Below are 24991 nucleotides of genomic sequence, written 5' to 3' on the forward strand. Positions count from 1 at the left end.
AGTGGCGGTTCAGGAAATTTGGGGATCGGGTATGGCGGACTTTGACGTGGTGATCGTGGGGGCGGGCCTGTCGGGGATCGGCGCGGCCTATCACCTGCAGACCAACTGCCCGGACCGCACCTATGCGATTCTGGAGGGCCGCGACGCCATCGGCGGCACCTGGGACCTGTTCCGCTATCCCGGTATCCGCTCCGACAGCGACATGTTCACCCTGGGCTACGCCTTCAAGCCGTGGACCGAGGCCAAGGCCATCGCCGACGGCCCCTCGATCCTGAACTATATCCGCGAGACGGCCCGCGACTTCGGGATCGACAAGCACATCCGCTTCGGGACTCAGGTGAAGTCCGCCGCCTGGTCCACCGAGGACGCCTGCTGGACCGTGCAGATCGAGACCAATGGCAAGGCCGCCACGGTCAGCGCGAACTTCCTGTTCCTGTGCGGCGGCTATTACAGCTACGCCGGCGGCTACACCCCGGAATTCCCCGGCGTCGAGCGCTTCAAGGGCCAGCTGGTCCATCCGCAGAAGTGGACGCCGGACATCGACCACGCCGGCAAGCGGGTGGTGGTGATCGGCTCGGGCGCCACGGCGGTGACCCTGGTGCCGGAGATGGCCAAGACCGCCGCCCACGTCACCATGCTGCAGCGCTCCCCCACCTATGTGGTCTCGGCGCCGGCCGAGGACCGGGCGGCCAACTGGCTGCGCGACAAGCTGCCGGGCAAGCTCGCCTACGCCATCACCCGCTGGCGCAAGGTGCTGTTCGGGATGTTCTTCTACAACTACGCCCGCAAGCAGCCGGCCAAGGTGAAGGCCGGGATCGTCGGCATGGTCCGCAAGGAGCTGGGCCCCGACTACGACGTCGATAAGCACTTCACCCCGACCTACAATCCCTGGGACCAGCGCATCTGCCTGGTGCCGGACTCCGACCTGTTCGCGGCCATCAAGAGCGGGGCCGCCGAGGTGGTCACCGATCACATCGAGACCTTCACCGAGACGGGGATCCAGCTGAAGTCCGGCAAGGTGCTGGAGGCCGACATCGTGGTCTCGGCCACCGGCTTGGTCCTGCAGGCCATGAACGGCCTGAAGCTCACCGTCGACGGCCGCCCCGTCGATCCGGGCAAGACGCTGTCCTACAAGGGGATGATGTACGAGGGCGTGCCGAACCTGGCCTCGGCCTTCGGCTACACCAACGCCTCCTGGACGCTGAAGTGCGACCTGACCTGCGAGTATGTCTGCCGCCTGCTGAACCACATGAGCAGGATGGGGAACCGCCAGGTCACGCCGCGCAACACCGATCCCACGATCGGCGAGGTCCCGTGGCTCGACTTCTCCTCGGGCTATGTGCAGCGGGCCATGGCCAGCTTCCCCAAGCAGGGGACCAAGGCGCCCTGGAAGCTGCACCAGAACTACGCGCTGGACCTGATGAACCTGCGTTTCACCAAGATCGAGGACGGGGTGCTGGAATTCTCCAACAAGGCGGGGAGCAAGGCGCGGCGGTTGGAGGCGGCCTAGGCGCCGTGGAAACAAGAAGATCGACCACGAACCTCACGAACGACACGAACAATCCGTGTCATTCCGCAGGGAGCGCGCAGCGCGGACGTGCGGGACCCATATGCGCGGGGTTTGCTGGATAGATCGGTGCGTCTGGGTCCCGGTCTTCCGCTGCGCGGAAACCGGGATGACACTGGGGGGAGGCGCCTACCGCTCCAACCGCAACAACAGCATCGGCTCGCCGTCCTCGACGAACTCGCGCAGAGGCGTGAAGCCCACTGCTTGGGAGCAAGCCAGGGCCGCGGTGTTGGCCAGGTCGTGGGCGATGTAAGCGATGGTCTCGGCGAAGTGGGGCAGGGCGAGGTCGCGCACATAGGCGTCCAGCATGGCGCGGCCCAATCCACGCCCGAGGAACGTCGGCTCGCCGATGAACAGGTCCGGACTGATCCCGTCGGTCTGGCCGTCGGCCGCGTCCGGCCAGTCGCGGTTGCGGTAGGCTTGCAGGTAGCCGAAGGGGACGCCGTCCACGCAGGCGATGTGGCAGATGATCGGCTGCTCGCCCTGCACCCGCGGCCCGTACTTGGCGGTGACCGCGTCGAGGCTCATCGGGGTCTTCTGCACGAAGCGCCGGACGTGGGGCTCGGCCAGCCAGCCGGTCAGCATCGGGAAGTCGGAGGCCGCCAGCGGCCGGAAGCCGATCATGGCTTCAGCCGCGCCTCCAACTCATTCATCGTGCTCAGGAAGCTCCCCTCCAGGTCCACCTCGTACAGCCGCGCCAGGGTCATGACGCTCCACAGGCAGTCGGCCAGTTCGTGGGCGAGCTTGGCCTTCGCGTCGGGAATGGCGCGCACGCCCTCGGCGGCCTGGACCAGCTTGGCCAGGTCGCCGACATCGCCCACGAAGCCCAGGGCCACCTCCTCGCGGCTCCAGGGGCGGCCGTAGCGTTCGGTCTCCAGCTGCGCGTAGAGCTCGCGGACCGACCAGGCGCGGTCGTCGAGGTCCTTGAAGTCCGCCATGGGCCCAGCCTATCGGTTCAACGTTTCCCCGATCAGGTTAGCCCTGAGTCCGAAGGAGTGGCGACATGATGCGAACGGCGCGGTGCGGCTGCGGCCAAGTTCAGATCGCCTGCCAGGGCGAGCCCCGCAAGGTGTCCCTGTGCCATTGCCTGGACTGCCAGCGGCGGACCGGCGGGCCGTTCGGGGTGGCGGTGTTCTACGACGCGAGCGCGACGACGATCACCGGCGAGTCCGTGGCCTATGCCCGCGACGCCGACTCCGGCTTTCCCATCACCTTCCATTTCTGTGGGACCTGCGGGTCGACGGTGTTCTGGCGCCCCAGTCGAAAGCCGGAGCTTGTGGCCGTGGCCCTCGGGGCCTTCGCCGACCCCGACTTCCCGGCCCCCTCGCAGGAGGTCTACCAGATGCACCGCCATGCTTGGGTCTCGCCCCTAGCCTAGGGGTGAATCCCCGCCCCAGGCCATTGCGCGGGTCAATGACACCGGTTACCTTAGGTGCACACGAGCGGCTTCAGACCGCCTCCGGAAACGCCCAAGACCCCTGATGCCCAGGCCGCTGATCCTCGACGACGACCGGCTGTTCCCCGCCGAGGCGGGAACGCGGGACATCGCGCGGCGACTGTACCGGGAGGTGAGGGGGCTGCCGATCATCTCGCCCCACGGCCACACCGACCCGGCGTGGTTCGCCGCCAACGCCCCGTTCTCCAACGCCACCGAACTGCTGCTGGCGCCCGACCACTACCTCTACCGGATGCTCTATTCGCAAGGGATTCCCCTGGAGACGCTGGGGATCGCCTCGAAGGCCAGACCGTCGGACGCAGATCCGCGGGAGGCCTGGCGCCTGTTCGCGAGCGCCCAGCACCTGTTTCGAGGAACGCCCTCGGCCCTCTGGCTGAACCACGTGTTCTCCGAGGTGTTCGGCTTCACCGAGCGGCTGGGCGCGGAGACCGCCGACAGTTATTTCGACGCCATCAATGAGAAGCTCGCCACCGAGGCCTTCCGGCCGCGGGCCCTGTTCGACCGTTTCAACATCGAGGCCCTGGCCACCACCGAGAGCCCGGCCGATAGCCTCAAGCACCACCTGGCGATCCGCGAGAGCGGCTGGGGCGGGCAGGTGATCACCGCCTACCGGCCCGATCCGGTGATCGACGCCGAGCACGAGGACTTCCAGGCCGCCCTGGAGCGGTTCGCCAATCTGTCGGGGCAGGATGTCCTGTCCTGGGCTGGCTATCTCGAGGCCCACCGCGTTCGCCGCGCCGCCTTCGCCGACGCCGGGGCCACCTCCACCGACCACGGCCATCCGACGGCGGCGACCGCCGACCTGTCCCCGGTGGCCGCCGAGGCCCTGTTCCACACCATCGTCTCCGGCCGGGCGACCGCCGCCGAAGCCGAGCTGTTCCGCGCCCAGATGCTGACCGAGATGGCGGCCATGAGCCTGGAGGATGGCCTGGTGATGCAGATCCATCCCGGCTCTTTCCGCAACCACAACCGGCAGGTCTTCGAACGCTACGGCCGCGACAAGGGCGCCGATATCCCCACGCCGACCGACTATGTGCGGGCGCTCAAACCCCTGCTGGACCGGTTCGGCAATGAGCCGGATCTCTCGGTGATCGTCTTCACCCTGGACGAGACCAGCTACGCCCGCGAACTCGCGCCGCTGGCCGGACACTATCCGATCCTGAAGCTGGGCCCCGCCTGGTGGTTCCACGACAGCCCCGAGGGCATGCGCCGGTTCCGCGAGCAGACCACGGAGACGGCGGGCTTCTACAACACCGTCGGCTTCAACGATGACACGCGCGCCTTCCTGTCGATCCCGGCCCGCCACGATGTCGCCCGTCGGGTGGACTGTTCGTTCCTGGCCAAGCTGGTGGCCGAGCATCGCATGGACGAGGACGAGGCCGCCGAACTGGCCGTGGACCTCGCCTACAATCTCCCCAAACGCGCCTACAAGCTGGACCGCCCGCGCAAGCGCCTGGCGGCCTAAGACCTTCCTGCAAGGACCTGATCATGTTCAAGAAAACCTATCACGCCACGCACCCGGACATGATGAAGGGCGCCGGCAATGACGAGCTGCGCGACCGCTATCTGGTGCAGGACCTGTTCACGGCCGACACGGTCAGCCTGAACTACAGCCACAACGAGCGCTTCGTGATCGGCGGCGCGGCCCCGGTGAGCAAGGCGGTGAAGTTGCCGGCCCAGAGCGAGCCGGCCTCGGCCGCGGGCCATCCGTTCCTGGAACGGCGCGAGCTGGGGGTGGTCAATGTCGGCGGGGCCGGCAGGATCACCGTCGACGGCCAGGCCTTCGACATGGCGTCCCGCGACGGGCTCTACATTCCGATGGGCGTCGTCGACGTGACCTTCGAGAGCACGGACGGCGCGAACCCGGCCAAGTTCTACCTGGCCTCAACGCCCGCCCATAAGGTCTGCAAGCTGCAGCACATCGCCATCAGCCAGGCCAATCCGCTGGAGCGCGGCGAGGCGGCGACGTCCAACGAGCGGACCATCTACCAGTACATCATCCCCGGCGTCTGCGAGTCCGCCCAGCTGCTGCTGGGGGTGACCTTCCTGAAGCCGGGCAGCGTGTGGAACACCATGCCGCCGCACCTGCACGACCGCCGCTCGGAGATCTATTTCTACTTCGACCTGGCCGGCGACAATAAGGTCTTCCACTTCATGGGCGAGCCCGAGGCCATGCGCCACATCGTGGTGGGCGCCGACGAGGCGGTGATCAGCCCGCCCTGGTCGATCCATATGGGGGCGGGGACCTCGAACTACGGCTTCATCTGGGCCATGGGCGGCGAGAATCTGGACTATACGGACATGCACGTCCTCGACATCTGCCAGCTGAAGTAGGGCCCATGTCCCCCTTCGACCTGACCGGCAGGACCGCCATCGTCACCGGCGCCAATACGGGGCTGGGCCAGGCCATCGCCACGGCCCTGGCCGCGGCGGGCGCCGACATCGCCGCCGTGGGCCGCACCCCGCCGGTGGACACCCGCTTCGCCGTCGAGGCCCTGGGCCGGCGCTTCCACGACATCGCAGCCGACCTCTCGACGATGGAGCCCATCGGCCGGATCGTCGCCGAGACCGTGCAGCACCTGGGGGGGATCGACATCCTGGTGAACAACGCCGGGATCATCCGCCGCAACGACGCCGTGGACTTCACCGAGGACGACTGGGACGCGGTGATGGACGTCAACCTGAAGACCACCTTCTTCCTCACCCAGGCGGTGGGCCGGCGGATGATGGAGCAGGGGCGGGGCGGCAAGATCATCAACATCGCCTCGATGCTGTCCTATCAGGGCGGCATCCGGGTGCCCTCCTACGCGGCCTCCAAGAGCGGCCTGGCCGGCGTCACCAAGGCCCTGGCCAACGAGTGGGCGGGCAAGGGGATCAACGTCAACGCCATCGCGCCGGGCTATTTCTCCACCAACAACACCGAGGCCCTGCGGTCCGACGAGGTGCGTTCGCGCGATATCCTGGCCCGCATCCCGGCCGGGCGGTGGGGCCGGCCCGACGACATCGGCGGGGCGGCGGTGTTCCTGGCCTCGGCGGCCGCCGACTACGTGCACGGGACCCTGCTGCCGGTGGACGGCGGCTGGCTGGCCCGCTGAGGCCATTTTGCAGGATCACCTGTGGCGCGAGCGACCTAGTCGCGGTTCGCGCGTTGCCCCATAGCTGAGGCATACAGGTGTGAGCTGGAATTGATGTTGTTCGGGGGCGACGGCGCCAGAGACGGGCGCCCGGGGGACGAGACGGAACAGCCGGCGCGCGCCACACGCCGCCAACTGGGCGCGTGGGCCCTGGGCCTGGGACTGGCTGGACCGGCCGCGGCCCGGGCGCAACTGTTCCCCCTCGCGCCGACCTCGCCGGTCATCGATCCCCTGGTCCTGCAGGCCCTGGCCACCGATCCGCGGGCCAAACGCTTCTACAGCCTGCGCGGCTGGACGCTGGCCTGGACCGAGGATCAGGCCAAGGCCTTTTCCGCGGCCCTGGAAGGCGCCATCCGCCACGGCCTGGACGGCGCGGCCTTCCAGCCCGCCCCCAGCCGCGACCTGGCCAGCCGCGACGTCGCCCTGACGCTGGCCGCCATCACCTATGCCGACGGCCTGGCCCGTGGCCTGGTGGACCCCGCCGCGGCGTCCCAGGGCCTGTTCACCCTGGAGCGCCAGGGCACCGACGTGATCGCCGGCCTGTCCCAGGCCCTGGACCGCCGCGAGCTGCGCGCCTGGCTCGACCGCCTGCCGCCCCGGGACGCCGAGTACCAGGCCCTGTCGGCCGCCTATGTCGCCCTGCGGGCCCTGATCACCCGCGCCGGCGTCGCGGCCATTCCCACCGGCGCCGCCATCCTGCCGGGCGTCGCCGACTACCGCGTGCCGATGATCGCCCAGCGGCTCTACGACCTGGGCTATCTCACCGGACCGCCCCTGGCTTCCCAGATCCTGTCGGCGCCGATCGTCGAGGCCCTGAAGCGGGTCCAGGCCGAGAACGGCATGCAGGCCACCGGCAAGGTGGGCAACGACACCATCGGCGTGCTCAACGCCGGCCCCACCGACCACGCCCGCCAGCTGGTGCTGAACCTGGAGCGGCGCCGCTGGCTGCGGCGCGAGGCGCCGGGGACGCGGATCGACGTCAACACGGCGGGCGCCTTCTTCACCTATTACAGGGACGGGGTCGCCGACTGGTCGGGCCGCACGGTGGTGGGCAGCGCCAACCGCCAGACCCCCAGCCTGCAATCGAGCTTCAGCCAGCTGGTGGTCAATCCGCCCTGGAACGTGCCGGCCAGCATCGCGCGGGCCGAGATCCTGCCGCGCGGCGCGGCCTATCTGCGCCGCGAGAACATGTACATCACCAACGGACGGGTCGTGCAGCGGCCGGGTCCGAAGGCGGCGCTGGGCCAGGTGAAGTTCGACATGCAGAATCCCTACGCCATCTATCTGCACGACACGCCCTCCAAGAGCCTGTTCGCCCGCGCCGCCCGTCACCGCAGCCACGGCTGCGTGCGGGTGGAGAACGCCGTGGACTTCGCGCGCCACCTGGCCGGTCTCTATGGCGTGAGCGACCGCTTCGAGGCGGTGCTGGCCACCGGCGACACCGGGATCGTCCAGCTCGGCGCCGATATCCCGGTGCGGCTGCTCTATCACTCGGCCTTCGTGAACGAGGCCGGGGTGGTGGTGTACCGGTCCGACCCCTATGGCCTGGATATCAAGCTGGCCAAGGCCATGGGCCTGGACCTGCCGCGCCCGACCCTCAATCCCGAAGAGGCCAAGCCCGACCCGCAGTCGGCGCCGCTCGGTCCCTAGGCTGTCGCCCGGCCCTGGGGGCGGGGAGACCGGCCCATCTCCTGTCGCATCCAAACCCGGTCGGCGTGGCGGTTTCAGCGCACTGCAAAGCTTTGAGGCGCCGGCTGTTCGCGTTTCGAGCGACCGGTCTTGCGAATAAGACAGAACCATGGCTATTCTCATTGCCACCGGTGTCAGAGGCTCGTAGCGGCTAATGACACCGGTGTCATAAATGGGGAAACGCGGGGATGCGCCGGTTGGCGCCCTCCGTCTGACGGCGTCACGTCGCAGGCGGCTTCGCACAGGGAGGGACAGATGGTCCGCACTGGGTCTTGGACGAAAACGCGCGCGCTGCTCAGTGGCGCGTCCCTGGCGGCTCTGGCCATGGCCGTCGCCGCGCCGGCCTTCGCGCAGCAGACGGAAGTCGAGGAGATCGTCGTCACCGGCTTCCGCGGCAGCCTGCAGCAGGCCCTGGAGCTGAAGCGCGGCAGCGCCACGGCGGGCGACACCATCCTGGCCGAGGACATCGGCAAGTTCCCAGACCTGAACCTCTCGGAATCCATCCAGAGGATTTCCGGCGTGGCCATCACCCGCGACGGCGGCGAGGGTCGTCAGATCACCGTGCGCGGCCTGGGGCCCCAGTTCACGCGGGTCCGCATCAACGGCATGGAGGCGCTCTCCACCGCCGGCGGCACCGACGCCTCGGGGGGCACCAACCGCGGCCGGAACTTCGACTTCAACATCTTCGCCTCGGACCTGTTCAACTCGATCACCGTGCAGAAGACCGCCGCGGCCGAGACGGAGGAGGGCTCCCTGGGCGCCACCGTGGACCTGCGCACCGCCCGGCCCCTGGACTATGACGGGTTCAAGTTCGTGGCCTCGGCCCAGGCCAGCTACAACTCGCTGTCGGAGGACGCCTCACCCCGCGCCGCCGGCATGATCTCCAACACCTGGGCCGACGGGACGCTGGGGGCCCTGCTGAGCCTGGCCTACACCAAGCGCTCGCTGCTGGACGTGGGCACCTCGACGGTGCGCTGGGCGCCGGGCACCTCGTTCTCGCCGGGCTTCGACGCCCTGCCGAACGGCGCGGGCCTGCCCGCCACGGTCAATCCGGCGGCGGCGGCCAACAACGCCGCCTTCCACCCGCGCTTCCCGCGCTATGATCGCTATGACCAGGAACAGGAGCGCCTGGGCGCCACCTTCGCCCTGCAGTGGAAGCCGACCGACGCCACCGAGCTGACCTTCGACTACCTCTATGCCAAGCTGGACGGCAACCGCGAGGAGCAGTTCCTGGAGGCCCCGTCCTTCAGCGTCGGCGGCGCCTGCACCGCGGCCAACGTCAACACCTCCTGCGGCATCGCCGACACCAATGTGGTGTCCTCCACCATCACCAACGGGGTGATGACGGCCGGCACCTTCAACGACGTCGACCTGCGGATCGAGGATCGCTACGACGAGCTGTCCACCACCTTCACCCAGTACTCCCTGGACTTCAGCCATTCGCTCACCGACAGCCTGAAGGTCCACGCCGTCGCCGGCCACTCCAAGTCCGATCACGACAACCCGATCCAGACCACGATCATCTGGGATCAGTTCAACGTCGACGGTTACAAGTTCGACTACGGCCAGGGGCGCGCCCCGCTGCTGAGCTACGGGAACGCCGACCTGGCCAATCCCGGCGCCTGGACCCTGACCCAGGTGCGGATGCGGCCCCAGACGGCGGTGAATACCTATGACACCGTCTCCTTCGACGGCGAGTGGAAGGCCAACGACATCCTGACCTTCAAGGGCGGGCTGTCCTGGAAGAAGTACGAGTTCGAGACCACCGAGATGCGCCGCTCCAACGGCACCTCCTCCAACCAGGAGACCACGGTTCCCGCCGGCGTCCTGGCGATCCCGACCTCCAGCTACGCCAAGACCGTGACCCTGCCCACCGAGGGCCTGGGGGTTCCGGCCGGCACGCCGACCACCTGGATCTCGCCCAACTACTTCACCGCGCTCTCCCTGTTCATGCTCAACGACCCCACCGCCTTCGGCGGGGCCTGGCGGCTGGGCAAGGAGCCGTCGCTCTCCAACAACAACTCCGTGGGAGAGAAGGACAAGGGCGGCTTCATCCAGGCCGACTGGGACACCGAGCTGGCCGGCATGCCGTTCCGCGGCAATATCGGGGTGCGCTATGTGAAGACCCAGCAGTCGGCCTCGGGCTACACCTTCCTGGCCGGCGCCCCGGTGCCGATCACGGTGGACCGCGAGTACGACGACACCCTGCCGTCCCTGAACGCGGTGATCGAGCCCTTCGAGAACTTCCTGATCCGCTTCGGCGCGGCCCAGACCATGTCGCGGCCGAACCTGGGCAGCCTGACCCCTGGGGCCAGCGTCAGCGTCTCCGGCTCCTCGCGCAGCGTCACCGCCGGCAACCCGAACCTCGATCCGTTCCGGGCCAAGGCCTACGACCTGTCCTTCGAGTGGTACTACCGGCCCGAGGCCCTGCTGAGCGTCGCCTTCTTCAAGAAGGAGATCGACACCTTCGTGCAGACCCTCTCGACCCAGCAGGTGTTCAGCGGCAACAGCTTCGGCATCCCCGACAGCGTCGCCACCGCCGCCTGCGGCGCCACGGTGGGCTGCAGTCCCTCGGCCACCTGGAACTTCACCACCCCGATCAACACCCCCGGCGGCGATGTGAAGGGCTTCGAGATCAGCTTCCAGCAGCCCTTCAGCTTCCTGCCGGGCCCGCTGGCCAATACCGGGATCCTGGCCAACTACACGAGCGTGAAGTCGTCCATCAACTACCTGAACGCGGCGGGCGCCACGGTGGCCACCACCGACCTGACCGGTCTGTCGCGCAAGGCCTACAACGTCACCCTGTACTATGAGGATGAGAAGATCAGCGCCCGGGTCTCGGCCAGTCACCGCGACAAGTACCTGACCCGCGTCCTGGGGCAGGAGAACACCGCGGCCCTGCCGGTGCCCTATGACGGCACCAACGAGACCTTCAACGTCGACGCCTCGTTCACCTACACCTGGAACGACCACCTGAAATTCACCCTGGAAGGGGTGAACCTCACCGACGAGTTCCAGGAGCAGTTCAACGGCGAGCGGGACCTGGTGAATTTCTACCATCACACCGGCCGGGAATACCTGCTGGGCGTGCGCTACACCTACTAGACCATCCCCCCGAGGAGAGACTTTCGGCGCGCCGGTTCCCCGGCGCGCCGCTTTGTTTAGGGTAGGGCGCGCGGCCCCTGCGCCGCGCCGACAGGAGAGACGCGTGGCGGGACAAGTGGTCTGTTTCGGGGAGGTGCTGGTGCGCCTGGCCGCGCCCGAGAACGAGCTCCTGCTGCAGTCGCCGAGCCTGAAGGTCTGCTTCGGCGGGGCCGAGGCCAATGTGGCGGTATCCCTGGCCCGCTTCGGCCATTCCGCCCGCATGCTCAGCGTCCTGCCCGACAACGGGCTGGGCCAGGCGGCGATCGACGAACTGCGCCGCCATGGGGTCGACACCGGGGGCGTCACCCGGATACCCGGCCGGATGGGGCTCTATTTCCTGACCCCCGGGGCCGGGCAGCGGACCGCCCAGGTGCTGTACGACCGCGCCGATTCCGCCTTTTGCCGCGGGGCGGGGGCCATCGACTGGGAGGCGGCCCTGCAGGGGGCCGGCTGGCTGCACGTCTCCGGGGTCACCGCCGCCATCGGGCCCGACCCCGCCGGGGCCGCGGTGGACGCCGTCCGCGCCGCGCGCCGCCTGGGCCTGACCGTCTCCATGGACTGCAATTATCGCGCGACCCTGTGGCAGGCCTGGAACGGCGACGCCCCGGCGATCCTGTCCGAGATGCTCAGCCAGGCCGACCTGGTGTTCGGCGACCACCGCGACATCGCCCTGGTGCTGAAGACCGCCGCCCCGGAGGGCCTCGAGGCCGAGGGCCTGCGCCGCTGGGCCGCCGAGCGGGCCTTCAAGGCCTGGCCCAACCTCAAGCGCCTGGCCTGCACCGACCGGGTGCAGCACACGGTCAACCACCACGACCTGACCGGCTTCCTGTTCTCCCGCCAGGGCGCCTGGCGCACCGAGAGCCGGCCGCTGAACCCCATCATCGATCGCATCGGCGGCGGGGACGCCTTCGCCGCCGGGGTGATCCACGGCCTGTTGGCCGGCCTGAGCGAGGCCGACACCCTGGACTTCGCCGTGGCGGCGGCGGCCCTGAAGCACACCATCCCCGGGGACTTCAATCTGGCGACCCTGGCCGATGTCGAGGCCCTGCTGTCGGCGAGCGGGCTGGACGTGCGGCGGTAGCTAACCGCCTCGCATGACAGAAGATTAATCCGCGCCGGGCGCCCAAATCGCCGCGCCGGTGTATGAAGGCTCAAACGCTGAGAGCGCGCCGTGACGCGCCCGGTCCCTTGGGAGCAATTGAATGACCAATCTGAAAACCCTGCTGCTGGCCGCCTGCGCGCCGGTGATCCTCGCCGCCTGCGCGACCACGGCCGCCGCGCCATCCGCGCCCACGCCGCCCCCGGTCGCCGAGGCCCCGAAGCCCAAGCCCGCCTACGGGACCTTCGGCTTCGACACCGCCGGCATGGACGCCTCGGTGAAGCCGGGCGACGACTTCTTCAGCTACGCCAACGGGACCTGGGTGAAGACCACCGAGATCCCCGCCGACCGCTCCAGCTACAACACCTTCGCCGTCCTGCGGGAGGCGGCCTCCAAGCGCACCGTCGAGCTGATCGAGACCGCGGCCAAGACGAAAGGCCCGGCCGGGTCCGAGGCCCGCATGATCGGCGACTACTATGCGAGCTTCATGGACGAGGCGGCCGTCGAGGCGAAGGGCGCCACGCCCCTGGCCCCGGAACTGGCGCAGATCGCGGCGATCAAGACCCGCAAGGATCTGTCGGCCCAGCTCGGCGGCTCGATCCGCGCCGACGTGGACGTCATGAACGCCACCAACACCAAGACCGACCGGCTGTTTGGCCTGTGGGTGGTGGAGAACCTGAACGACACCAGCCGCTACCTGCCCTACATCATCCAGGGCGGGCTCGGCATGCCCGACCGCACCTACTATCTCGACGCCGGCGCGAAGTACGTGGACCTGCGGGCCAAGTACAAGACCCACGTCGCCAACCAGCTTCGGCTGGCCGGCTTCAGCGACGTCGACGCCCGCGCGGCCCGGGTCCTGGCGCTGGAGACCAAGATCGCGGCCACCCACTGGACCGCGGCCGACACCTTCGACATCCCCAAGACCAACGTCCAATGGACCCGTGCGGAGCTTTCCAAGAAGGCGCCCGGCATGGACTGGGACGCCTTCCTGACCGCCGCCGGCCTGGCGGGCCAACCCATGTTCGGCGCCTGGCAGTCCACCGCCATCACGGGCGAGGCCAGGCTGGTGGCGTCCGAGCCGCTGGCGGCCTGGAAGGACTACCTGGCCTTCCACACGGTGGAGCGGGGCGCGCCCTATCTCTCCAAGGCCTTCGTGGACGAGAGCTTCGCCTTCAACGGCACGGCGCTGTCGGGCACGCCGGAGCAGTCGGCCCGTTGGAAGCGGGGCGTCGACTTCACCGGCAATGCGCTGGGTGAGGCGATCGGAAAACTCTATGTCGCCAAGTACTTCCCGCCGGAATCGAAGGCGGAGGTCGAGGGCATGGTGAAGAACATCCTGGCCGCCTTCGACAAGCGCATCGACCGGCTGGACTGGATGGACCCGGTCACCAAGGCCAAGGCCCACGAGAAGCTGGCCAACTTCCAGGTTGGGGTCGGCTATCCCGACAAGTGGCGCGACTATTCCGGCCTGCAGATCGTGGCCGGCGACGCCTACGGCAACTGGCAGAGGGGCGAGCTCTTCGAATACCGCCGCAACCTGGCCAAGCTCGGCCAGCCCGTGGACCGCGGCGAGTGGTACATGACGCCCCAGACGGTCAATGCGCTGAACGCGCCGATGCAGAACTCCATCAGCTTCCCGGCCGCCATCCTGGAGCCGCCCTTCTTCGATCCGAAGGCGGACCCGGCGGTGAATTACGGCGCCATCGGCGGGGTGATCGGCCACGAGATCAGCCACGGCTTCGACGACGCCGGCGCCCTGTTTGACGCGCACGGCAATGTGAGGAACTGGTGGACCGACGCCGACATGGCCCACTTCAAGGCCTCGGCCAAGCAGCTCTCGGCCCAGTACGACGCCTACAAGCCGCTGCCGGACCTGGTGGTGAACGGCGACCTGACCCTGGGGGAGAACATCGCCGACCTGGCCGGCCTGGCCACGGCCTATGACGCCTATCACCTGTCGCTGAAGGGCGCGCCGGCGCCGGTGATCGACGGGGTGACCGCCGACCAGCGGATCTTCCTGGGCTGGGCCCAGAACTACCGGTCCAAGGCCCGTGAGGCCGCCCTGCGCCGCGCCTTGCTGACGGACGGCCATTCGCCCGGCGAATACCGCGCCGACACGGTGCGCAACCTGGACGCCTGGTATCCGGCCTTCGGGGCCAAGCCGGGCGAGAAGCTCTACCTGGCGCCCGCCGACCGGGTGAAGATCTGGTAGACGCCGCTTCGTGATCATCCCGATCGACGACCCCGCCGACCCGCGCGTCGCGGCCTATCGCGACGTGCGGGAACGCGACCTGGTGGGGCGCGAGGGACTGTTCGTGGCCGAGGGCGAGGTGGTGCTCAACGTCCTGACCCGCTCGACCCTGGTGGAGCCGGTCTCGCTGATGATCGCGCAGAAGCGGGTGGCGGGATTGGCGCACCTGCTGGAGCAGGTTCCGGTCGACGTGCCGGTCTATGCGGCCAGCCAGGCGGCCATGGACGCGGTGGTGGGCTTCCACATCCATCGCGGCATCCTGGCCCTGGGCCGGCGGCGCGACGCCCCGAGCGCGGCCGACATGCTGGCGGGGCTGGGGGAGGGGGCGCTCGTCCTGGCGCTGTCGGGCATCGGCAACCACGACAACATGGGCGGCCTGTTCCGCAACGCCGCGGCCTTCGGCGTCGACGCGGTGCTGCTGGACAGCGGCTGCTGCGACCCGCTGTACCGCAAGGCCATCCGGGTCTCGGTGGGGGCGGTCCTGGTCACCCCGTTCGCGACGGGGCCGGGGGATCTGCTGGAGGAGCTTGGGCGCGCGGGCTTCGCGACCGTGGCCCTGAGCCCGAGCGGCGCGACCCGGCTCGTGGACCTCAGGCGTTCGGCGAAGACCGCCGTGCTGCTGGGGGCGGAGGGGCCGGGCCTGGCGGCCTCAGTCCTGGCGCGCGCGACGACGGTGGCCATTCCCATGGCCACGGGCTTTGATTCCTTGAACGTCGCGACGACCGCCGGGATCGTCCTGCACCACCTGGCCTTCGCGGCCGAGCGGCCCTAGCGCGTCAGCGCGCGCGCTTGGGGGCCGGTTCCTCGGTCTCTTCGATCAGGGACCGGGTCAGGTTGAGGATGGCGGTGCGCAGGGAGGGCTGCTGGACGCTGGCGAAGGCTTCCAGGAGCTGGACGGCGCCGGGCACGGCCAGCTTCTCGAACAGGCTCTCGTCACCGCTCGGGCGGTCGTTCTCGCCCACCAGCTCGGCGACCGTGGTCTCCAGCTTCTCGGCGATGCGGACCAGCATGGAGGCCGAGGTGCGGTTGGCCCCGCGTTCGTATTTCTGGACCTGTTGGAACGACACGCCCAGGTGTTCGGCCAGGTTCGACTGGGAGATTCCCAGCCATTTGCGCCGCACGCGGATGCGGTGGCCAACGGCGACGTCGATGGGATCAGGGCCCGCCTCGTCCAGGTTCTCGCTCACAGACATGTCCTTATGGTCACGGATGCGTAAACACGCGTGGCCTTTCTGCACCTGCGAAGGGGCCCTCGCCACTGATTTGTCTGGCGTAAGACATAGGGCCGCACCCCAGGGTTAATTCTCGCCTATCAGGGGTCGCAGCCTCGCGCAGATCGGAACCTGATGACGTGCGGCGCGCGAGCCGGACCGTCGCGGCGGCGGCTCAGGCGTCGGACACCCGGCCGTCGAGGATGCCGTGAATCTGGTCCAGCACGGCGATGGCGACGTCCTCGCCCTCGGATTCGGAGATTTCGGCGGCCCGGCGGACGATCACCGACAGGGTCGCCATGTCCCGCGCGCTGAGCAGGCTGGCCATTTCCAGCAACTCGGCGGTCTGGTCGTCGAGCTCCATCTCGGCCGTCCACTGGGGCGGGCCCTCGGGCAGGAAGCTCAGCGGCGTCTTGAAATCGCTCATGGCATGTTCGCCGCGGCGAACCGCGTGGCGTCCTCGAGAAACAGGTCACGGAAGGTCAGCACCCGAGTGCGGGGCGCCAGGGCGGCAAGGGGTTTGAGCAGGACGCGCCGGGTGGCGGGATCGCCGCCCACCGCATCCTCGACGACATCGACCGCCAGGTCCCGGTCGGCGGCGGCGAAGGCGGTGGCCATCACCGTGTCGGCCAGGGAGAAGCCGACCAGCACCAGGGGACCGCCCAGCGCCTGGGCGGTCTGGCTGAAGGTCTTGTTGGTGAAGGCCGACGGACCCTGGCGGGCGAACACCGCCTCGCTGGGCAAGGGCTCCAGGCCGGGGATCGGCCGGCCGCCGGCGAACTGGGCGTGGCGATTGTGGACGTGCAGGACCGGCCAGCGCCGCCGCCGGGCCTGTTCCAGCACGGCGCGGCAGGCCGCCACGGCGCCCGCGGCGCCCTCGCCGGCGAGCCGCTCCCGCTGCAGGTCCAGGCAGATCAGGGCCGAGGAGTCCGGGGCGAAGATCACGCGAAGGCGCCCGGATTGCTGGGGGCGCGACCGGCCGACTTGTCCAGGACGCCGGGCTCGTTCCAGGCGCCCTCCGGCCGCAGCAGCTCGTAGGGATCGGAGTCGAGGGTGAGGGCGTCCGGCGGGGGCACGCCCTCCACCACCATCTCCACATAGTCGTGGTCGGAGACCACGAAGCCGTCGCGGGCGGGGCGGACATAGGCGTTGAAATACTGCTCCCAGAACGGGATCAGCCGCACCTGGCCGTAGCCGAGGATCTTCCGGTAGTTCTTCTTCTCGGCCAGCTTCTTGGCGGCCAGGATCAGCATCAGGGTGGCCCGGCCGCGGCGGTGTTCCTTGCGCACGGCCACCCGCTCCACCTTTGCGAAGTCGGCGAACCAGCGCACCCGCAGGGTCCCGATCGGTTCGCCGTTGCGGCGCAGGACCAGGTGGGTGGCGCCGGCGAAATCGTTGCCGTCAAACTCCTCGTCATAGGGACAGGCCTGCTCGCCCATATAGACCAGGGTGCGCACCGCGATGGCCTGCATCAGGTCGGCCAGGGTGCGGCAGACGGCCACTTCCAGCTGGCCCTCGTCCACCTCGGCCGGCGCGCGCGCCTCCAGGGGCAGGCGGACATTGGCGGTCATCAGGCGGCCCTCCGGTGGACGGTCCAGGCGGGGCAGACCACCAGGCCGCCGGGGCCCGGCACGGGGCGGGCGCCCAGACGCCACAACAGGGCGCGCTCGCCCCCGGGCGTCGCCGCCCGGCCATAGAGGGGGACGGTGTCGAAGATCTCGCGATGGATGGCCACGGCGCCGGCCATGACCACGGCCCGGCCGCGCCAGCTGATCCCGGCCATGCCCCAGCCATAGACGGCGATCACCCGCTCGCCGGGCCGCGCGGCCTGGGCAAGAGGCGGGGTGATCCCGTCGAACCGTCCGGCCGCCAGCTCCGGCGCGGCGGCCCGCGTCAGGGGGATGACGCAGAGCACGCCGGCCAGCCGGCCGTCGGGGTCGCGATAGGCGAAGGATGAGCCCCGGGTACGGTCCTGGACGGCCTGCAGGGTGGCGACGCTGGCGATGACGGGGCTCACCGTGCGTGCGGCGATGGCGTGTCCCTCGACGATCTCGCCCGGCGTGGCCAGGGTCAGGCCCAGGCCCGACAAGGTGTCGCGGGTGGCTTGTGCGAAGTCGGTGGTGGCGGGCATGCTGGTCACGCGCCTTGTGTGAAGCCGGCTTTTGGTAGAGCCTCGGGGCGAGCGCGTGCAGCCCAGAACTTCGTATGGGGGCGCCACGTTTCTGGTTGGGTTGGATGGAAAATCACGACGGCGGACGCGCCGACTGGGACGACATCAAGACCTTCGTGGCGGCGGCCCAGGCCGGCAGCTTCGGCGCGGCCGCGCGCCGCCTGCGCACCAGCCAGCCCACCATCACCCGCCGCATCGACGACCTGGAGACCCGGCTGGGGGTGCGGCTGTTCGACCGCGGCCTGCGCGGGGTCAGCCTGACCCGGGCCGGCGAGCGGATCTATGATCGGGCCTTGTCCATGCAGCGGGCCTCGGTGGACATCGAGCGCCTGGCCCTGGAGGCCGACCGCCACGACGCCGGCGAAGTGACCATCGCCGCCCCCGAGGGCGTCGGCGGCTTCCTGCTGGGGGACAAGATCGCGGAGTTCATGAAGGAGAGCCCCGGCATCCGCCTGGCCATGGACTGCGGCTTCTACCGGGAGAACCCGGTGGACGCCCACATCGACCTGTCGATCCAGTTCACCGACGGCGGCGGGGCCCCCGATGTGGCGGCCACCGAACTGGCGACCCTGCACTACGCCCTGTTCGCCTCGCAGGACTATATCGACACCTATGGCGCCCCCACCAAGCTGGAGGCCGCGGTGGGTCACCGCTTCATCGCCCACTCGGCCCAGGTCAGCGAGCGCGGCCAGTGGCACGCCAAGACCAGCGCCTTCATGGAGCTGGCGGCCCCGGCCCTGGTGGTGAACTCCTCGACCGCCATGCTCTACGCCATCCAGCGCGGCGCGGGGATCGGACCCATTCCCACCGCCATCCTGCGGATGACCCAGGACCTGGTGATGCTGGACATCCCGCCGCTGGCCAGCGGCACCCTCTGGCTCTGCCACCATCGCGACGCCGTGAAGTCGCCGCGGGTGGCCCGGGTCGCCGAGTGGCTGGTGTCGATCTTCGACGCCCGCGAGCGGCCCTGGTTCCGCAAAGAGTTCATTCACCCCTCCGAGTTCGAGAGCTGGGCCTGGCCGGCGGCGTCGGCGCGGGCCTGACTTCTCCTCATTTCAAGAAGTCGTGGTCTTTTTGACGCACCGTATAAATACGCCCTTAACCCTGGCGGGATGACGCTCGGCGACGAAAAGCGCGCCAGAAGCCGGGGGGAGGCCAATGGAACACCTCATCTCGACGAGCGCGGAGACGGACTCCGGCGCCCAGCGTCCCTTCGAGCTGGATCTCAGCCAGGAGGTCTGCGATCGCGCCACCCGCCTGGCCAAGACCCTGTTCGGCCCCGTCGACGCCCAGGTGATCCTGGTGCAGGGGGGCCGCGCCTGGCGCAGCCGCGATCCCTCCGGCAACCACCCCCTCGATCCGGGCGCGGCCATCGTGCTGGAGACCGGCCAGTCGCTCTGGATCGAGGACGGCCGCCGCGACCCGCGCTTCGCCGATCTCGAATGGGTCCTGGCGCCGCCCTATCTGCGGTTCTACGCCGCCGCCCCGATCAAGCTGGCCGACGGCGGCGCGCCCGGCGTGCTGGCGGTGACGGGGACCGAGGTGAAGCCCTATGACTCCAGCCTCGCCGGCCGTTTGAAGGACCTCGCGGCCTTCATCGCCGACGAATGGGTCCGCGCCCAGGCCACCCGCGCCCGGGAAGAGAGCCTGCGCGAGCGCGACGCCATCTCCGCGACCCTGGCCGCCGTCGTCGCGGCCCTGCCGGGCGCGGTGGTGCTGACCGACCGGGACCAGAGAATTCTCTGCTGCAGCCCTCGCTGGGCCGAGAAGGTGAGCCGGGTTCCCGAAGACGTGGTCGGTCACACCCTCTACGAGGTGACGCCCTGGGCCGAGCGCTGGCGCTTCGCCTATGACCGCTGCCTGGCGGGGGAGACCATCCGCGAGGAGCGGCTGGCCGGCCAGGACGCCGAGGGCCGTCCCAGTTGGACCAATGTCGAGCTGGCCCCCTGGTGGAACGCGCGGGGCGAGGTGGGCGGCATGGTGGCCGCCAGCCACGACGTGACCCACCTGGTGGAGGCCCTGGAGCGGACCGAGCGGTCCGAGCAGCGGCTGACGCTGGCCATGGAGATCGCCGACATCCATGTCTACGAGATGGACTATGTCCGCCGCGAGCTGATCAAGGCCGGCGCCGAGGACACCTTCTTCACCGAGCCCAAGACCTACGACGAACTCTATCGGGACATCTACGCCACCATCGATCCGCGGGACCGGACGGATGTCGAGGCGCAGTGGAAGCGGCACGTCGAGCACGGCGAGGCCTATCGTCCCGAGTACCGTGTGATCCGCGCCGACGACCGGGAGGTCTGGACCTCCGGCGCCTGCCGCCTGATCACCGACGGGGACGGACGTCCGGTGCGCCTGATCGGCGCCCTGCAGAACATCACCGGACGCAAGGAGGCCGAGCGCGCCCTGCTGCAGGCCAAGGAGGACGCCGAGACCGCCAATCGGGCCAAGTCCACCTTCCTGGCCACCATGAGCCACGAGATCCGCACCCCGCTCAACGGGGTGCTGGGCATGGCCCAGGCCATGGCCGCCGATGAGCTGAGCCCCCTGCAACGCACCCGCCTGGACGTGGTGCGCCAGTCCGGGGAGACCCTGCTGCACATCCTCAACGACGTCCTGGACCTCTCAAAGATCGAGGCCGGCAAGCTGGAGTTGGAGGAGACCGCCTTCGATATCAGCGACCTGGCGCGCGGGGCGCACGCGGCCTTCACAGCCATCGCCAACAAGAAAGGCCTGTCCTTCGACCTGGCGGTCGATGGCGACGCGCGCGGCGTCTATGTGGGCGACTCCACCCGGGTGCGGCAGATCCTCTACAATCTGGTCTCCAACGCGCTGAAGTTCACCGAGACGGGCGAGGTCCGGGTCTCGGTGACGCGAACCGAGGGCGGCCTGACCCTGACCGTGGCCGACACCGGCATCGGGATTCCGGCCGAGCGCCTGGCCAGCCTGTTCCAGAAGTTCGAGCAAGCCGACGCCTCCACCACCCGCCGCTACGGCGGCACGGGTCTGGGCCTGGCGATCTGCCGCGAACTCGCCCAGCTGATGGGCGGGGCGATCGCCGCCCACAGCACGCCGGGGCAGGGAACCACCTTCGTCGTCACCCTGCCGCTGGCCAAGAGCGATGCGGAACTGGCCCTTCCGTCCCCCGCCGCCGACGAGCCGCAGGCGGGCGAGATGGAGGTCGGCGCCCTGCGGGTGCTGGCCGCCGAGGACAACACCGTCAACCAGCTGGTGCTCAAGACCCTGCTGCACCAGATCGGCATCCATCCCACCGTGGTCGACAACGGCGCGCTGGCCGTCGAGGCCTGGGCGCGGGAGACCTGGGACGTGATCCTGATGGACGTCCAGATGCCCGAGATGGACGGCCCCACCGCCACCGGGGTGATCCGGACCCGCGAGGCCGCCGAGGGCCGGCCGCGCACGCCGATCATCGCGCTCACCGCCAACGCCATGGCGCACCAGGTGGCGGAATACGCCGAGGCCGGCATGGACGGCTTCGTGGCCAAGCCCATCGAGGCCGCGCGCCTGTTCGCCGCCCTGCAGGCGGCGCTGGAGGCCGCGCCGGAGGCCGTCGGCTCGGCCTCGGCCGCCGCCTGAGCTTCCCCACCCAGTGGAGCGAGCGGGTCAGGCCGGCTGGACCGCCCGCACCAACTCGTAGTCCTGGACCTCGAAGCGCGCGACCGCCTCGGCGTAGGCGCGCGCGGTGTGAGGCCAGTTGTTGAGGATGCGGCCGTCGGCGGTCTTGTACCAGCTGGTGCAGGCGCCGGCCCAGGGCGTGGTGGCGAGCGCCTTCTGCAGGTCGGCGTTGTAGGCGTCGGAGACCTCCTGACGCACCGACACCGGGCCGGCCGCGGCGATGACCTCCAGGGCCTGGAGCACATAGTCGGCCTGGGCCTCGATCATGAAGATGATGGAGTTGTGCCCCAGGTTCGTATTCGGCCCGTACAGCATGAAAAGATTGGGGAAACCGGTGACGGAGAGCCCCAGATAGGCCTCCGGTCCGTCGATCCAGACATCGCTCAGCCGCAGGCCGCCGACCCCGGTGATCCCGGTGTCGCCCACGAAGGAGCGGGTCTCGAAGCCCGTGGCGTAGATCACCACGTCCGCCGGGTGCTCGCGGCCGGTGGCGTCCACCACCCCGCGTGGGGTCATGGCGCTGATCGCCTCGGTGATCAGTTCCACGTTGGGCCGGGTCAGGGCGGGATAGAAGTCGTTGGAGATCAGGACGCGCTTGCAGCCGATCTCGTAGTCGGGGGTCAGCTTGGCCCGCAGGTCCGGGTCGGTGACCTGGGCGTGCAGGTGGGCCAGGGGAATGGGGACCTCCTCGACCGGCAGAGTCCCGGCGCGCTTGGCCTCAAGCCGGGCCTCGGCCATCTCGAAGATGTCGCCGCGCACCTTGGCCATGAAGGATGGCTCGGCCCGGAAGCGGGCCTTCTCGGCGGCGGTGTAGGGCCGGTTCATGCGCGGCACGATCCAGTTGGGGGAGCGCTGGAACAGGGTCAGGGATCCGGCGACCTTGGCCACCTCCGGCACGAACTGGACGGCGCTGGCGCCGTTGCCGATCACCGCCACCCGCTTGCCGGCCAGATCGACCGAGGCGTCCCACTGGGCCGAGTGGAAGGCCGGTCCCGCGAAATCGTCGCGGCCGGGGATCGGAGGCAGCTTGGGGCGGTTGAGCTGACCCCAGGCGGTGACGAAGGTCTCGCAGGTCAGGCTTGACCCGTCCGCCATGCCGATCCGCCACAACGCCGCCCCGTCGTCCCATGCGGCCGAGACCACATCGGAATTGAAGCGCAGGTGGCTGGAAAGACTGTGCTTCTCCACCACGTCCTCGATGTAGGCCAGGATGTCGGGCTGGGCCGAGAAGATCTCCGGCCAGTCGGGATTGGGTTCGAAGGAATAGGAATAGAGGTGGCTGGGGATGTCGCAGCCGCTGCCGGGATAGGTGTTCTCCCGCCAGGTGCCGCCCACCCGGTCGGCCTTTTCCAGGATCACGAAGGACGTCTCGCCCCTGGCCCGCAGCTTCAGCCCCATGCAGAGGCCTGCGAAGCCCGCGCCCAGGATGGCGACCTTGAAGTCCGCGCCCATGTGTTCCGTTTCCAACTTGTCGTTGGGGAAAGGCTAGCGGCGAGGCCCTAGGTGATCAATGGTTAGTTCGCCGGGCCCCCCGCGCGGCCTGGAACTCCGACATGGCCCGGGCGGGGGCGTCGGTGGTCCAGGCGGCCTCGAAGGCGTCGATTCCGGCGGCGATGGCGTCCTTCATCGGCAGGTCCTCCCAGCGGCGGATCAGGGCCTTCTGCAGACGCACCGCGGCCGGCTCGGCGGCCAGGAGACTTTCGATCCACGCTTCGACCTGAGCGTCGAGGCCTGCGGCCGGGACCACCGCCTCCACCAGACCCCAGGCCTGGGCCTCGGCGGCGCTGAAGGTCTCCCCCAGCAGCAGCATCTGGCGGGTGCGGCCCCAGCCCACCAGTGCCGGCAGCAGGGCGGCCTCCACCACCGAGGGTATGCCCAGCTTGACCTCCGGCATGCCGAACACCGCGCCGTCCGCGGCGACGCGCAGGTCGCAGGCCGCGGCGACCTCCAGGCCGGCGCCCAGGGCGTAGCCGTTGATCCGGCCGATCACCGGGACGGGCAGGTCGCGCAGGGCCGCGCAGCAGCGGTGGACACGAGTGATGAAGGCCCGGGCCGTCGTGGCGTCCAGGCCGGCCATCTCGTCGATGTCGGCGCCGCCGATGAAGGCCCGGTCCCCCGCGCCGGTCAGCACCACCGCCCGCAGGCTCTCGTCCTTGGCCAGCGCGCCAATCCGCGCGGCGAATTCCTTCATCAGGGCGCTGCCCAGGGTGTTGAGCTTGCTGGCGTTGTCCAGGATGACATGGGCCACGCAGGCGCCGCCGGGCCGCGCCTCGATCTCGATCCGAACCTCGCCGCTCATCGCCGTTCCTCCCGTATCCCAGCGCGCCGCGCTTCCCGGCCTCGACAACCGGGGGCAATCCGCTGAACAATGATCACCTATCCATCGGAGCACCAGATGCCTCGCCGTTCCGCGATCGACCTCCTGCGTGGGGAGGGCCGCTGATGCCCTGGCCGCCCGTCGGGGTCGCGCGCCGCCGCGGCTATCATGTGGGGAACCTGCGGGCCCTGCTGCTGGACGAGGCCCGCGCCCTGCTGGAGGAGGGCGGGCTCGGCAAGCTGAACCTGCGCACCCTGGCCGCCCGGGCCGGCATCGCGCCGGGCTCGGTCTATCACCACTACGCCTCCAAGCAGGCCCTGCTGGCGGGACTGGCGGCCGAGGGTTTCGGCGAGTTCGAGGCCGCCCTGCGGAGTGCGGCGGCCACGGCCGGCGACGCCCCGATCCGGGCCACGGCCCTGGCCTATTTCGGTTTCGCCCGCGCTCAGCCAGCGCTCTACGGCCTGATGTTCGACCCCGCGGTCCTGGCCGACCCTGACGTGGCCGCGGCCCGCGATCGCGTCTTCGCCGTGCTGGAAACGGCAATCGCCCAGGCGCCCACCCAGCAGGACCGCGACGCCGACATTATCCACAAGGTGGCGCTCGCCGTCTGGGCCTGCGGCCACGGCGCGGCCTCCATGATGCTGGCCGACCCTATCGACACCGAGGGCGGGCTGATGGAGGACGTGATCCAGGGCCTGGAGGCCCTGTTCCGCCGCCGCTAGGCGACCTTGATGACGATCTTGCCGATGTGGCGGGCGGCCTTGAGGTGCTCGAAGGCCTGCTGGGCCTCGTCGAAGGTGAAGACCCGGTCGATCACCGGCCTGATCCCCGTCTGGCTGACGGTGCGGACCAGGTCCTCCAGGGCGGCGCGATCGCCGACCCCGATGGCGCGCACCACTGCCCCGCTGCCCTTCAGGTGGAAATAGTCGACGCCCGGATTGTCCTGGGTCAGGAAGCCGATCAGCACCACCTCGCCGCCCCAGCGCACCGCGTGCAGGGATTGGGTGACCGTGGCCGGACCGCCAACCTCGACGACGCAGTCGACGCCCAGGCCGCCGGTGAGGTCCTTCTTCACGTGCCGGCCCCAGTCGGCGATCTCCGCGTAGTTGACCACCTGGTCGGCGCCCAGCGCCGTCAGCCGCTCGGCCTTGGCGGCGCTAGGGCGTCTTAGTAACGCAGTTCGCAACCCGTTGAGCCAACGGCAGGCCTTGAGGCATGAGCGTGCGCGAAAGCCACACAGGGCGCAGCTTCGTTGCGCCCTGGTTGTGAAATCCGGAATCGCCGTCTAGACATGACCCCGTTCCGCGAACC

The 24991-nt window shown here is 69.5% G+C and carries 23 protein-coding genes; 13 read left to right on the forward strand and 10 right to left on the reverse strand.

Annotated features, from left to right (window positions below):
* The first annotated feature begins 31 nt into the window (after positions 1-31).
* On the forward strand, positions 32-1510 hold the full coding sequence (locus ACO06I_RS02795) for a flavin-containing monooxygenase (RefSeq protein WP_421931106.1): 1479 nt from the start codon (positions 32-34) through the stop codon (positions 1508-1510).
* A 186-nt stretch (positions 1511-1696) separates the two neighbouring features.
* On the opposite strand, the gene ACO06I_RS02800 is transcribed toward ACO06I_RS02795, so the two are convergent.
* A complete protein-coding gene (locus ACO06I_RS02800; RefSeq protein ID WP_421931107.1) occupies positions 1697-2191 on the reverse strand; it encodes a GNAT family N-acetyltransferase in 495 nt (164 codons plus the stop codon).
* Complete coding sequence (locus tag ACO06I_RS02805) at positions 2188-2505, reverse strand: MazG nucleotide pyrophosphohydrolase domain-containing protein (protein ID WP_421931108.1); 318 nt, start codon at positions 2503-2505, stop codon at positions 2188-2190. Before ACO06I_RS02805 ends, ACO06I_RS02800 begins: the two co-directional genes overlap by 4 nt.
* Before the next feature lie 65 nt (positions 2506-2570).
* Between ACO06I_RS02805 and ACO06I_RS02810 the strand changes: the two genes are divergently transcribed.
* The 9 genes from ACO06I_RS02810 to ACO06I_RS02850 all read left to right on the forward strand — a co-directional run bounded on the left by ACO06I_RS02810 (position 2571) and on the right by ACO06I_RS02850 (position 15115).
* Entirely contained in the window at positions 2571-2945 is a 375-nt protein-coding gene (locus tag ACO06I_RS02810; RefSeq protein ID WP_421931109.1) for a GFA family protein, read from the forward strand.
* A 103-nt stretch (positions 2946-3048) separates the two neighbouring features.
* Positions 3049-4488: a glucuronate isomerase gene (gene uxaC, locus ACO06I_RS02815; protein ID WP_421931110.1), complete on the forward strand. Its 1440-nt coding sequence runs from the start codon at positions 3049-3051 to the stop codon at positions 4486-4488.
* A 23-nt stretch (positions 4489-4511) separates the two neighbouring features.
* Positions 4512-5357: a 5-dehydro-4-deoxy-D-glucuronate isomerase gene (kduI, locus tag ACO06I_RS02820; protein ID WP_421931111.1), complete on the forward strand. Its 846-nt coding sequence runs from the start codon at positions 4512-4514 to the stop codon at positions 5355-5357.
* 5 nt (positions 5358-5362) lie between these two features.
* Positions 5363-6118: a 2-dehydro-3-deoxy-D-gluconate 5-dehydrogenase KduD gene (gene kduD, locus ACO06I_RS02825; RefSeq protein WP_421931112.1), complete on the forward strand. Its 756-nt coding sequence runs from the start codon at positions 5363-5365 to the stop codon at positions 6116-6118.
* Between the two features lie 93 nt (positions 6119-6211).
* The gene (locus ACO06I_RS02830; protein WP_421931113.1) at positions 6212-7807 is read left to right on the forward strand and encodes a L,D-transpeptidase family protein; all 1596 of its coding nucleotides are present in this window, start codon (positions 6212-6214) and stop codon (positions 7805-7807) included.
* 363 nt (positions 7808-8170) lie between these two features.
* Positions 8171-10951, forward strand: a complete 2781-nt coding sequence (locus tag ACO06I_RS02835) for a TonB-dependent receptor (protein ID WP_421931114.1) — start codon at positions 8171-8173, stop codon at positions 10949-10951.
* Between the two features lie 103 nt (positions 10952-11054).
* Entirely contained in the window at positions 11055-12071 is a 1017-nt protein-coding gene (locus ACO06I_RS02840; protein WP_421931115.1) for a sugar kinase, read from the forward strand.
* A gap of 121 nt (positions 12072-12192) precedes the next feature.
* The gene (locus ACO06I_RS02845) at positions 12193-14304 is read left to right on the forward strand and encodes a M13 family metallopeptidase (protein WP_421931116.1); all 2112 of its coding nucleotides are present in this window, start codon (positions 12193-12195) and stop codon (positions 14302-14304) included.
* Between the two features lie 10 nt (positions 14305-14314).
* Positions 14315-15115, forward strand: a complete 801-nt coding sequence (locus tag ACO06I_RS02850) for a TrmH family RNA methyltransferase (RefSeq protein WP_421931117.1) — start codon at positions 14315-14317, stop codon at positions 15113-15115.
* Between the two features lie 4 nt (positions 15116-15119).
* Here the strand turns inward: ACO06I_RS02850 and ACO06I_RS02855 are convergent, their stop codons facing one another.
* The 5 genes from ACO06I_RS02855 to ACO06I_RS02875 all read right to left on the reverse strand — a co-directional run bounded on the left by ACO06I_RS02855 (position 15120) and on the right by ACO06I_RS02875 (position 17685).
* On the reverse strand, positions 15120-15530 hold the full coding sequence (locus ACO06I_RS02855) for a helix-turn-helix domain-containing protein (protein WP_421931118.1): 411 nt from the start codon (positions 15528-15530) through the stop codon (positions 15120-15122).
* A gap of 199 nt (positions 15531-15729) precedes the next feature.
* Complete coding sequence (locus ACO06I_RS02860; RefSeq protein WP_421931119.1) at positions 15730-15981, reverse strand: hypothetical protein; 252 nt, start codon at positions 15979-15981, stop codon at positions 15730-15732.
* A complete protein-coding gene (locus ACO06I_RS02865; protein WP_421931120.1) occupies positions 15978-16499 on the reverse strand; it encodes an isochorismatase family protein in 522 nt (173 codons plus the stop codon). The genes ACO06I_RS02860 and ACO06I_RS02865 overlap by 4 nt, the downstream gene beginning before the upstream one ends.
* Positions 16496-17125, reverse strand: coding sequence for a GNAT family N-acetyltransferase (locus ACO06I_RS02870; protein ID WP_421931121.1), 630 nt, complete (start codon positions 17123-17125; stop codon positions 16496-16498). The genes ACO06I_RS02865 and ACO06I_RS02870 overlap by 4 nt, the downstream gene beginning before the upstream one ends.
* Positions 17125-17685, reverse strand: a complete 561-nt coding sequence (locus ACO06I_RS02875) for a hypothetical protein (protein ID WP_421931122.1) — start codon at positions 17683-17685, stop codon at positions 17125-17127. The genes ACO06I_RS02870 and ACO06I_RS02875 overlap by 1 nt, the downstream gene beginning before the upstream one ends.
* Before the next feature lie 104 nt (positions 17686-17789).
* On the opposite strand from ACO06I_RS02875, the gene ACO06I_RS02880 reads away from it, so the two are divergent.
* Positions 17790-18767 (forward strand): LysR family transcriptional regulator, encoded by a 978-nt coding sequence (locus ACO06I_RS02880; RefSeq protein ID WP_421931123.1) that lies wholly within the window; start codon positions 17790-17792, stop codon positions 18765-18767.
* A gap of 115 nt (positions 18768-18882) precedes the next feature.
* The gene (locus tag ACO06I_RS02885) at positions 18883-21324 is read left to right on the forward strand and encodes an ATP-binding protein (protein ID WP_421931124.1); all 2442 of its coding nucleotides are present in this window, start codon (positions 18883-18885) and stop codon (positions 21322-21324) included.
* Positions 21325-21351: 27 nt separating this feature from the next.
* On the opposite strand, the gene ACO06I_RS02890 is transcribed toward ACO06I_RS02885, so the two are convergent.
* Both ACO06I_RS02890 and ACO06I_RS02895 read right to left on the reverse strand, forming a co-directional pair.
* Complete coding sequence (locus ACO06I_RS02890; protein ID WP_421931125.1) at positions 21352-22815, reverse strand: flavin-containing monooxygenase; 1464 nt, start codon at positions 22813-22815, stop codon at positions 21352-21354.
* Between the two features lie 55 nt (positions 22816-22870).
* A complete protein-coding gene (locus tag ACO06I_RS02895; RefSeq protein WP_421931126.1) occupies positions 22871-23662 on the reverse strand; it encodes an enoyl-CoA hydratase in 792 nt (263 codons plus the stop codon).
* Positions 23663-23805: 143 nt separating this feature from the next.
* Here ACO06I_RS02895 and ACO06I_RS02900 point away from each other — a divergent pair, with 143 nt between their 5' ends.
* Positions 23806-24402 carry a TetR/AcrR family transcriptional regulator gene (locus ACO06I_RS02900; RefSeq protein WP_421931127.1) on the forward strand — a complete coding sequence of 199 codons (597 nt, stop codon included), beginning with the start codon at positions 23806-23808 and terminating at the stop codon, positions 24400-24402.
* On the opposite strand, the gene ACO06I_RS02905 is transcribed toward ACO06I_RS02900, so the two are convergent.
* A complete protein-coding gene (locus tag ACO06I_RS02905; RefSeq protein ID WP_421931128.1) occupies positions 24399-24866 on the reverse strand; it encodes a zinc-binding dehydrogenase in 468 nt (155 codons plus the stop codon). The genes ACO06I_RS02900 and ACO06I_RS02905 overlap by 4 nt on opposite strands.
* Between the last annotated feature and the right edge of the window lie 125 nt (positions 24867-24991).

The organism is Phenylobacterium sp. (genome assembly GCF_965229015.1).
Taxonomy (GTDB): Bacteria; Pseudomonadota; Alphaproteobacteria; order Caulobacterales; family Caulobacteraceae; genus Phenylobacterium.

What these genes read in the sequence shown, in the direction of transcription:
- ACO06I_RS02795 (WP_421931106.1), top strand. Translation starts at nt 32, where the DNA reads ATGGCGGACTTTGACGTGGTGATCGTGGGGGCGGGCCTGTCGGGGATC.
- ACO06I_RS02800 (WP_421931107.1), bottom strand. Translation starts at nt 2,191, where the DNA reads ATGATCGGCTTCCGGCCGCTGGCGGCCTCCGACTTCCCGATGCTGACC.
- ACO06I_RS02805 (WP_421931108.1), bottom strand. Translation starts at nt 2,505, where the DNA reads ATGGCGGACTTCAAGGACCTCGACGACCGCGCCTGGTCGGTCCGCGAG.
- ACO06I_RS02810 (WP_421931109.1), top strand. Translation starts at nt 2,571, where the DNA reads ATGATGCGAACGGCGCGGTGCGGCTGCGGCCAAGTTCAGATCGCCTGC.
- uxaC (WP_421931110.1), top strand. Translation starts at nt 3,049, where the DNA reads ATGCCCAGGCCGCTGATCCTCGACGACGACCGGCTGTTCCCCGCCGAG.
- kduI (WP_421931111.1), top strand. Translation starts at nt 4,512, where the DNA reads ATGTTCAAGAAAACCTATCACGCCACGCACCCGGACATGATGAAGGGC.
- kduD (WP_421931112.1), top strand. Translation starts at nt 5,363, where the DNA reads ATGTCCCCCTTCGACCTGACCGGCAGGACCGCCATCGTCACCGGCGCC.
- ACO06I_RS02830 (WP_421931113.1), top strand. Translation starts at nt 6,212, where the DNA reads ATGTTGTTCGGGGGCGACGGCGCCAGAGACGGGCGCCCGGGGGACGAG.
- ACO06I_RS02835 (WP_421931114.1), top strand. Translation starts at nt 8,171, where the DNA reads ATGGCCGTCGCCGCGCCGGCCTTCGCGCAGCAGACGGAAGTCGAGGAG.
- ACO06I_RS02845 (WP_421931116.1), top strand. Translation starts at nt 12,193, where the DNA reads ATGACCAATCTGAAAACCCTGCTGCTGGCCGCCTGCGCGCCGGTGATC.
- ACO06I_RS02860 (WP_421931119.1), bottom strand. Translation starts at nt 15,981, where the DNA reads ATGAGCGATTTCAAGACGCCGCTGAGCTTCCTGCCCGAGGGCCCGCCC.
- ACO06I_RS02870 (WP_421931121.1), bottom strand. Translation starts at nt 17,125, where the DNA reads ATGACCGCCAATGTCCGCCTGCCCCTGGAGGCGCGCGCGCCGGCCGAG.
- ACO06I_RS02875 (WP_421931122.1), bottom strand. Translation starts at nt 17,685, where the DNA reads ATGCCCGCCACCACCGACTTCGCACAAGCCACCCGCGACACCTTGTCG.
- ACO06I_RS02880 (WP_421931123.1), top strand. Translation starts at nt 17,790, where the DNA reads ATGGAAAATCACGACGGCGGACGCGCCGACTGGGACGACATCAAGACC.
- ACO06I_RS02885 (WP_421931124.1), top strand. Translation starts at nt 18,883, where the DNA reads ATGGAACACCTCATCTCGACGAGCGCGGAGACGGACTCCGGCGCCCAG.
- ACO06I_RS02890 (WP_421931125.1), bottom strand. Translation starts at nt 22,815, where the DNA reads ATGGGCGCGGACTTCAAGGTCGCCATCCTGGGCGCGGGCTTCGCAGGC.
- ACO06I_RS02895 (WP_421931126.1), bottom strand. Translation starts at nt 23,662, where the DNA reads ATGAGCGGCGAGGTTCGGATCGAGATCGAGGCGCGGCCCGGCGGCGCC.
- ACO06I_RS02900 (WP_421931127.1), top strand. Translation starts at nt 23,806, where the DNA reads ATGCCCTGGCCGCCCGTCGGGGTCGCGCGCCGCCGCGGCTATCATGTG.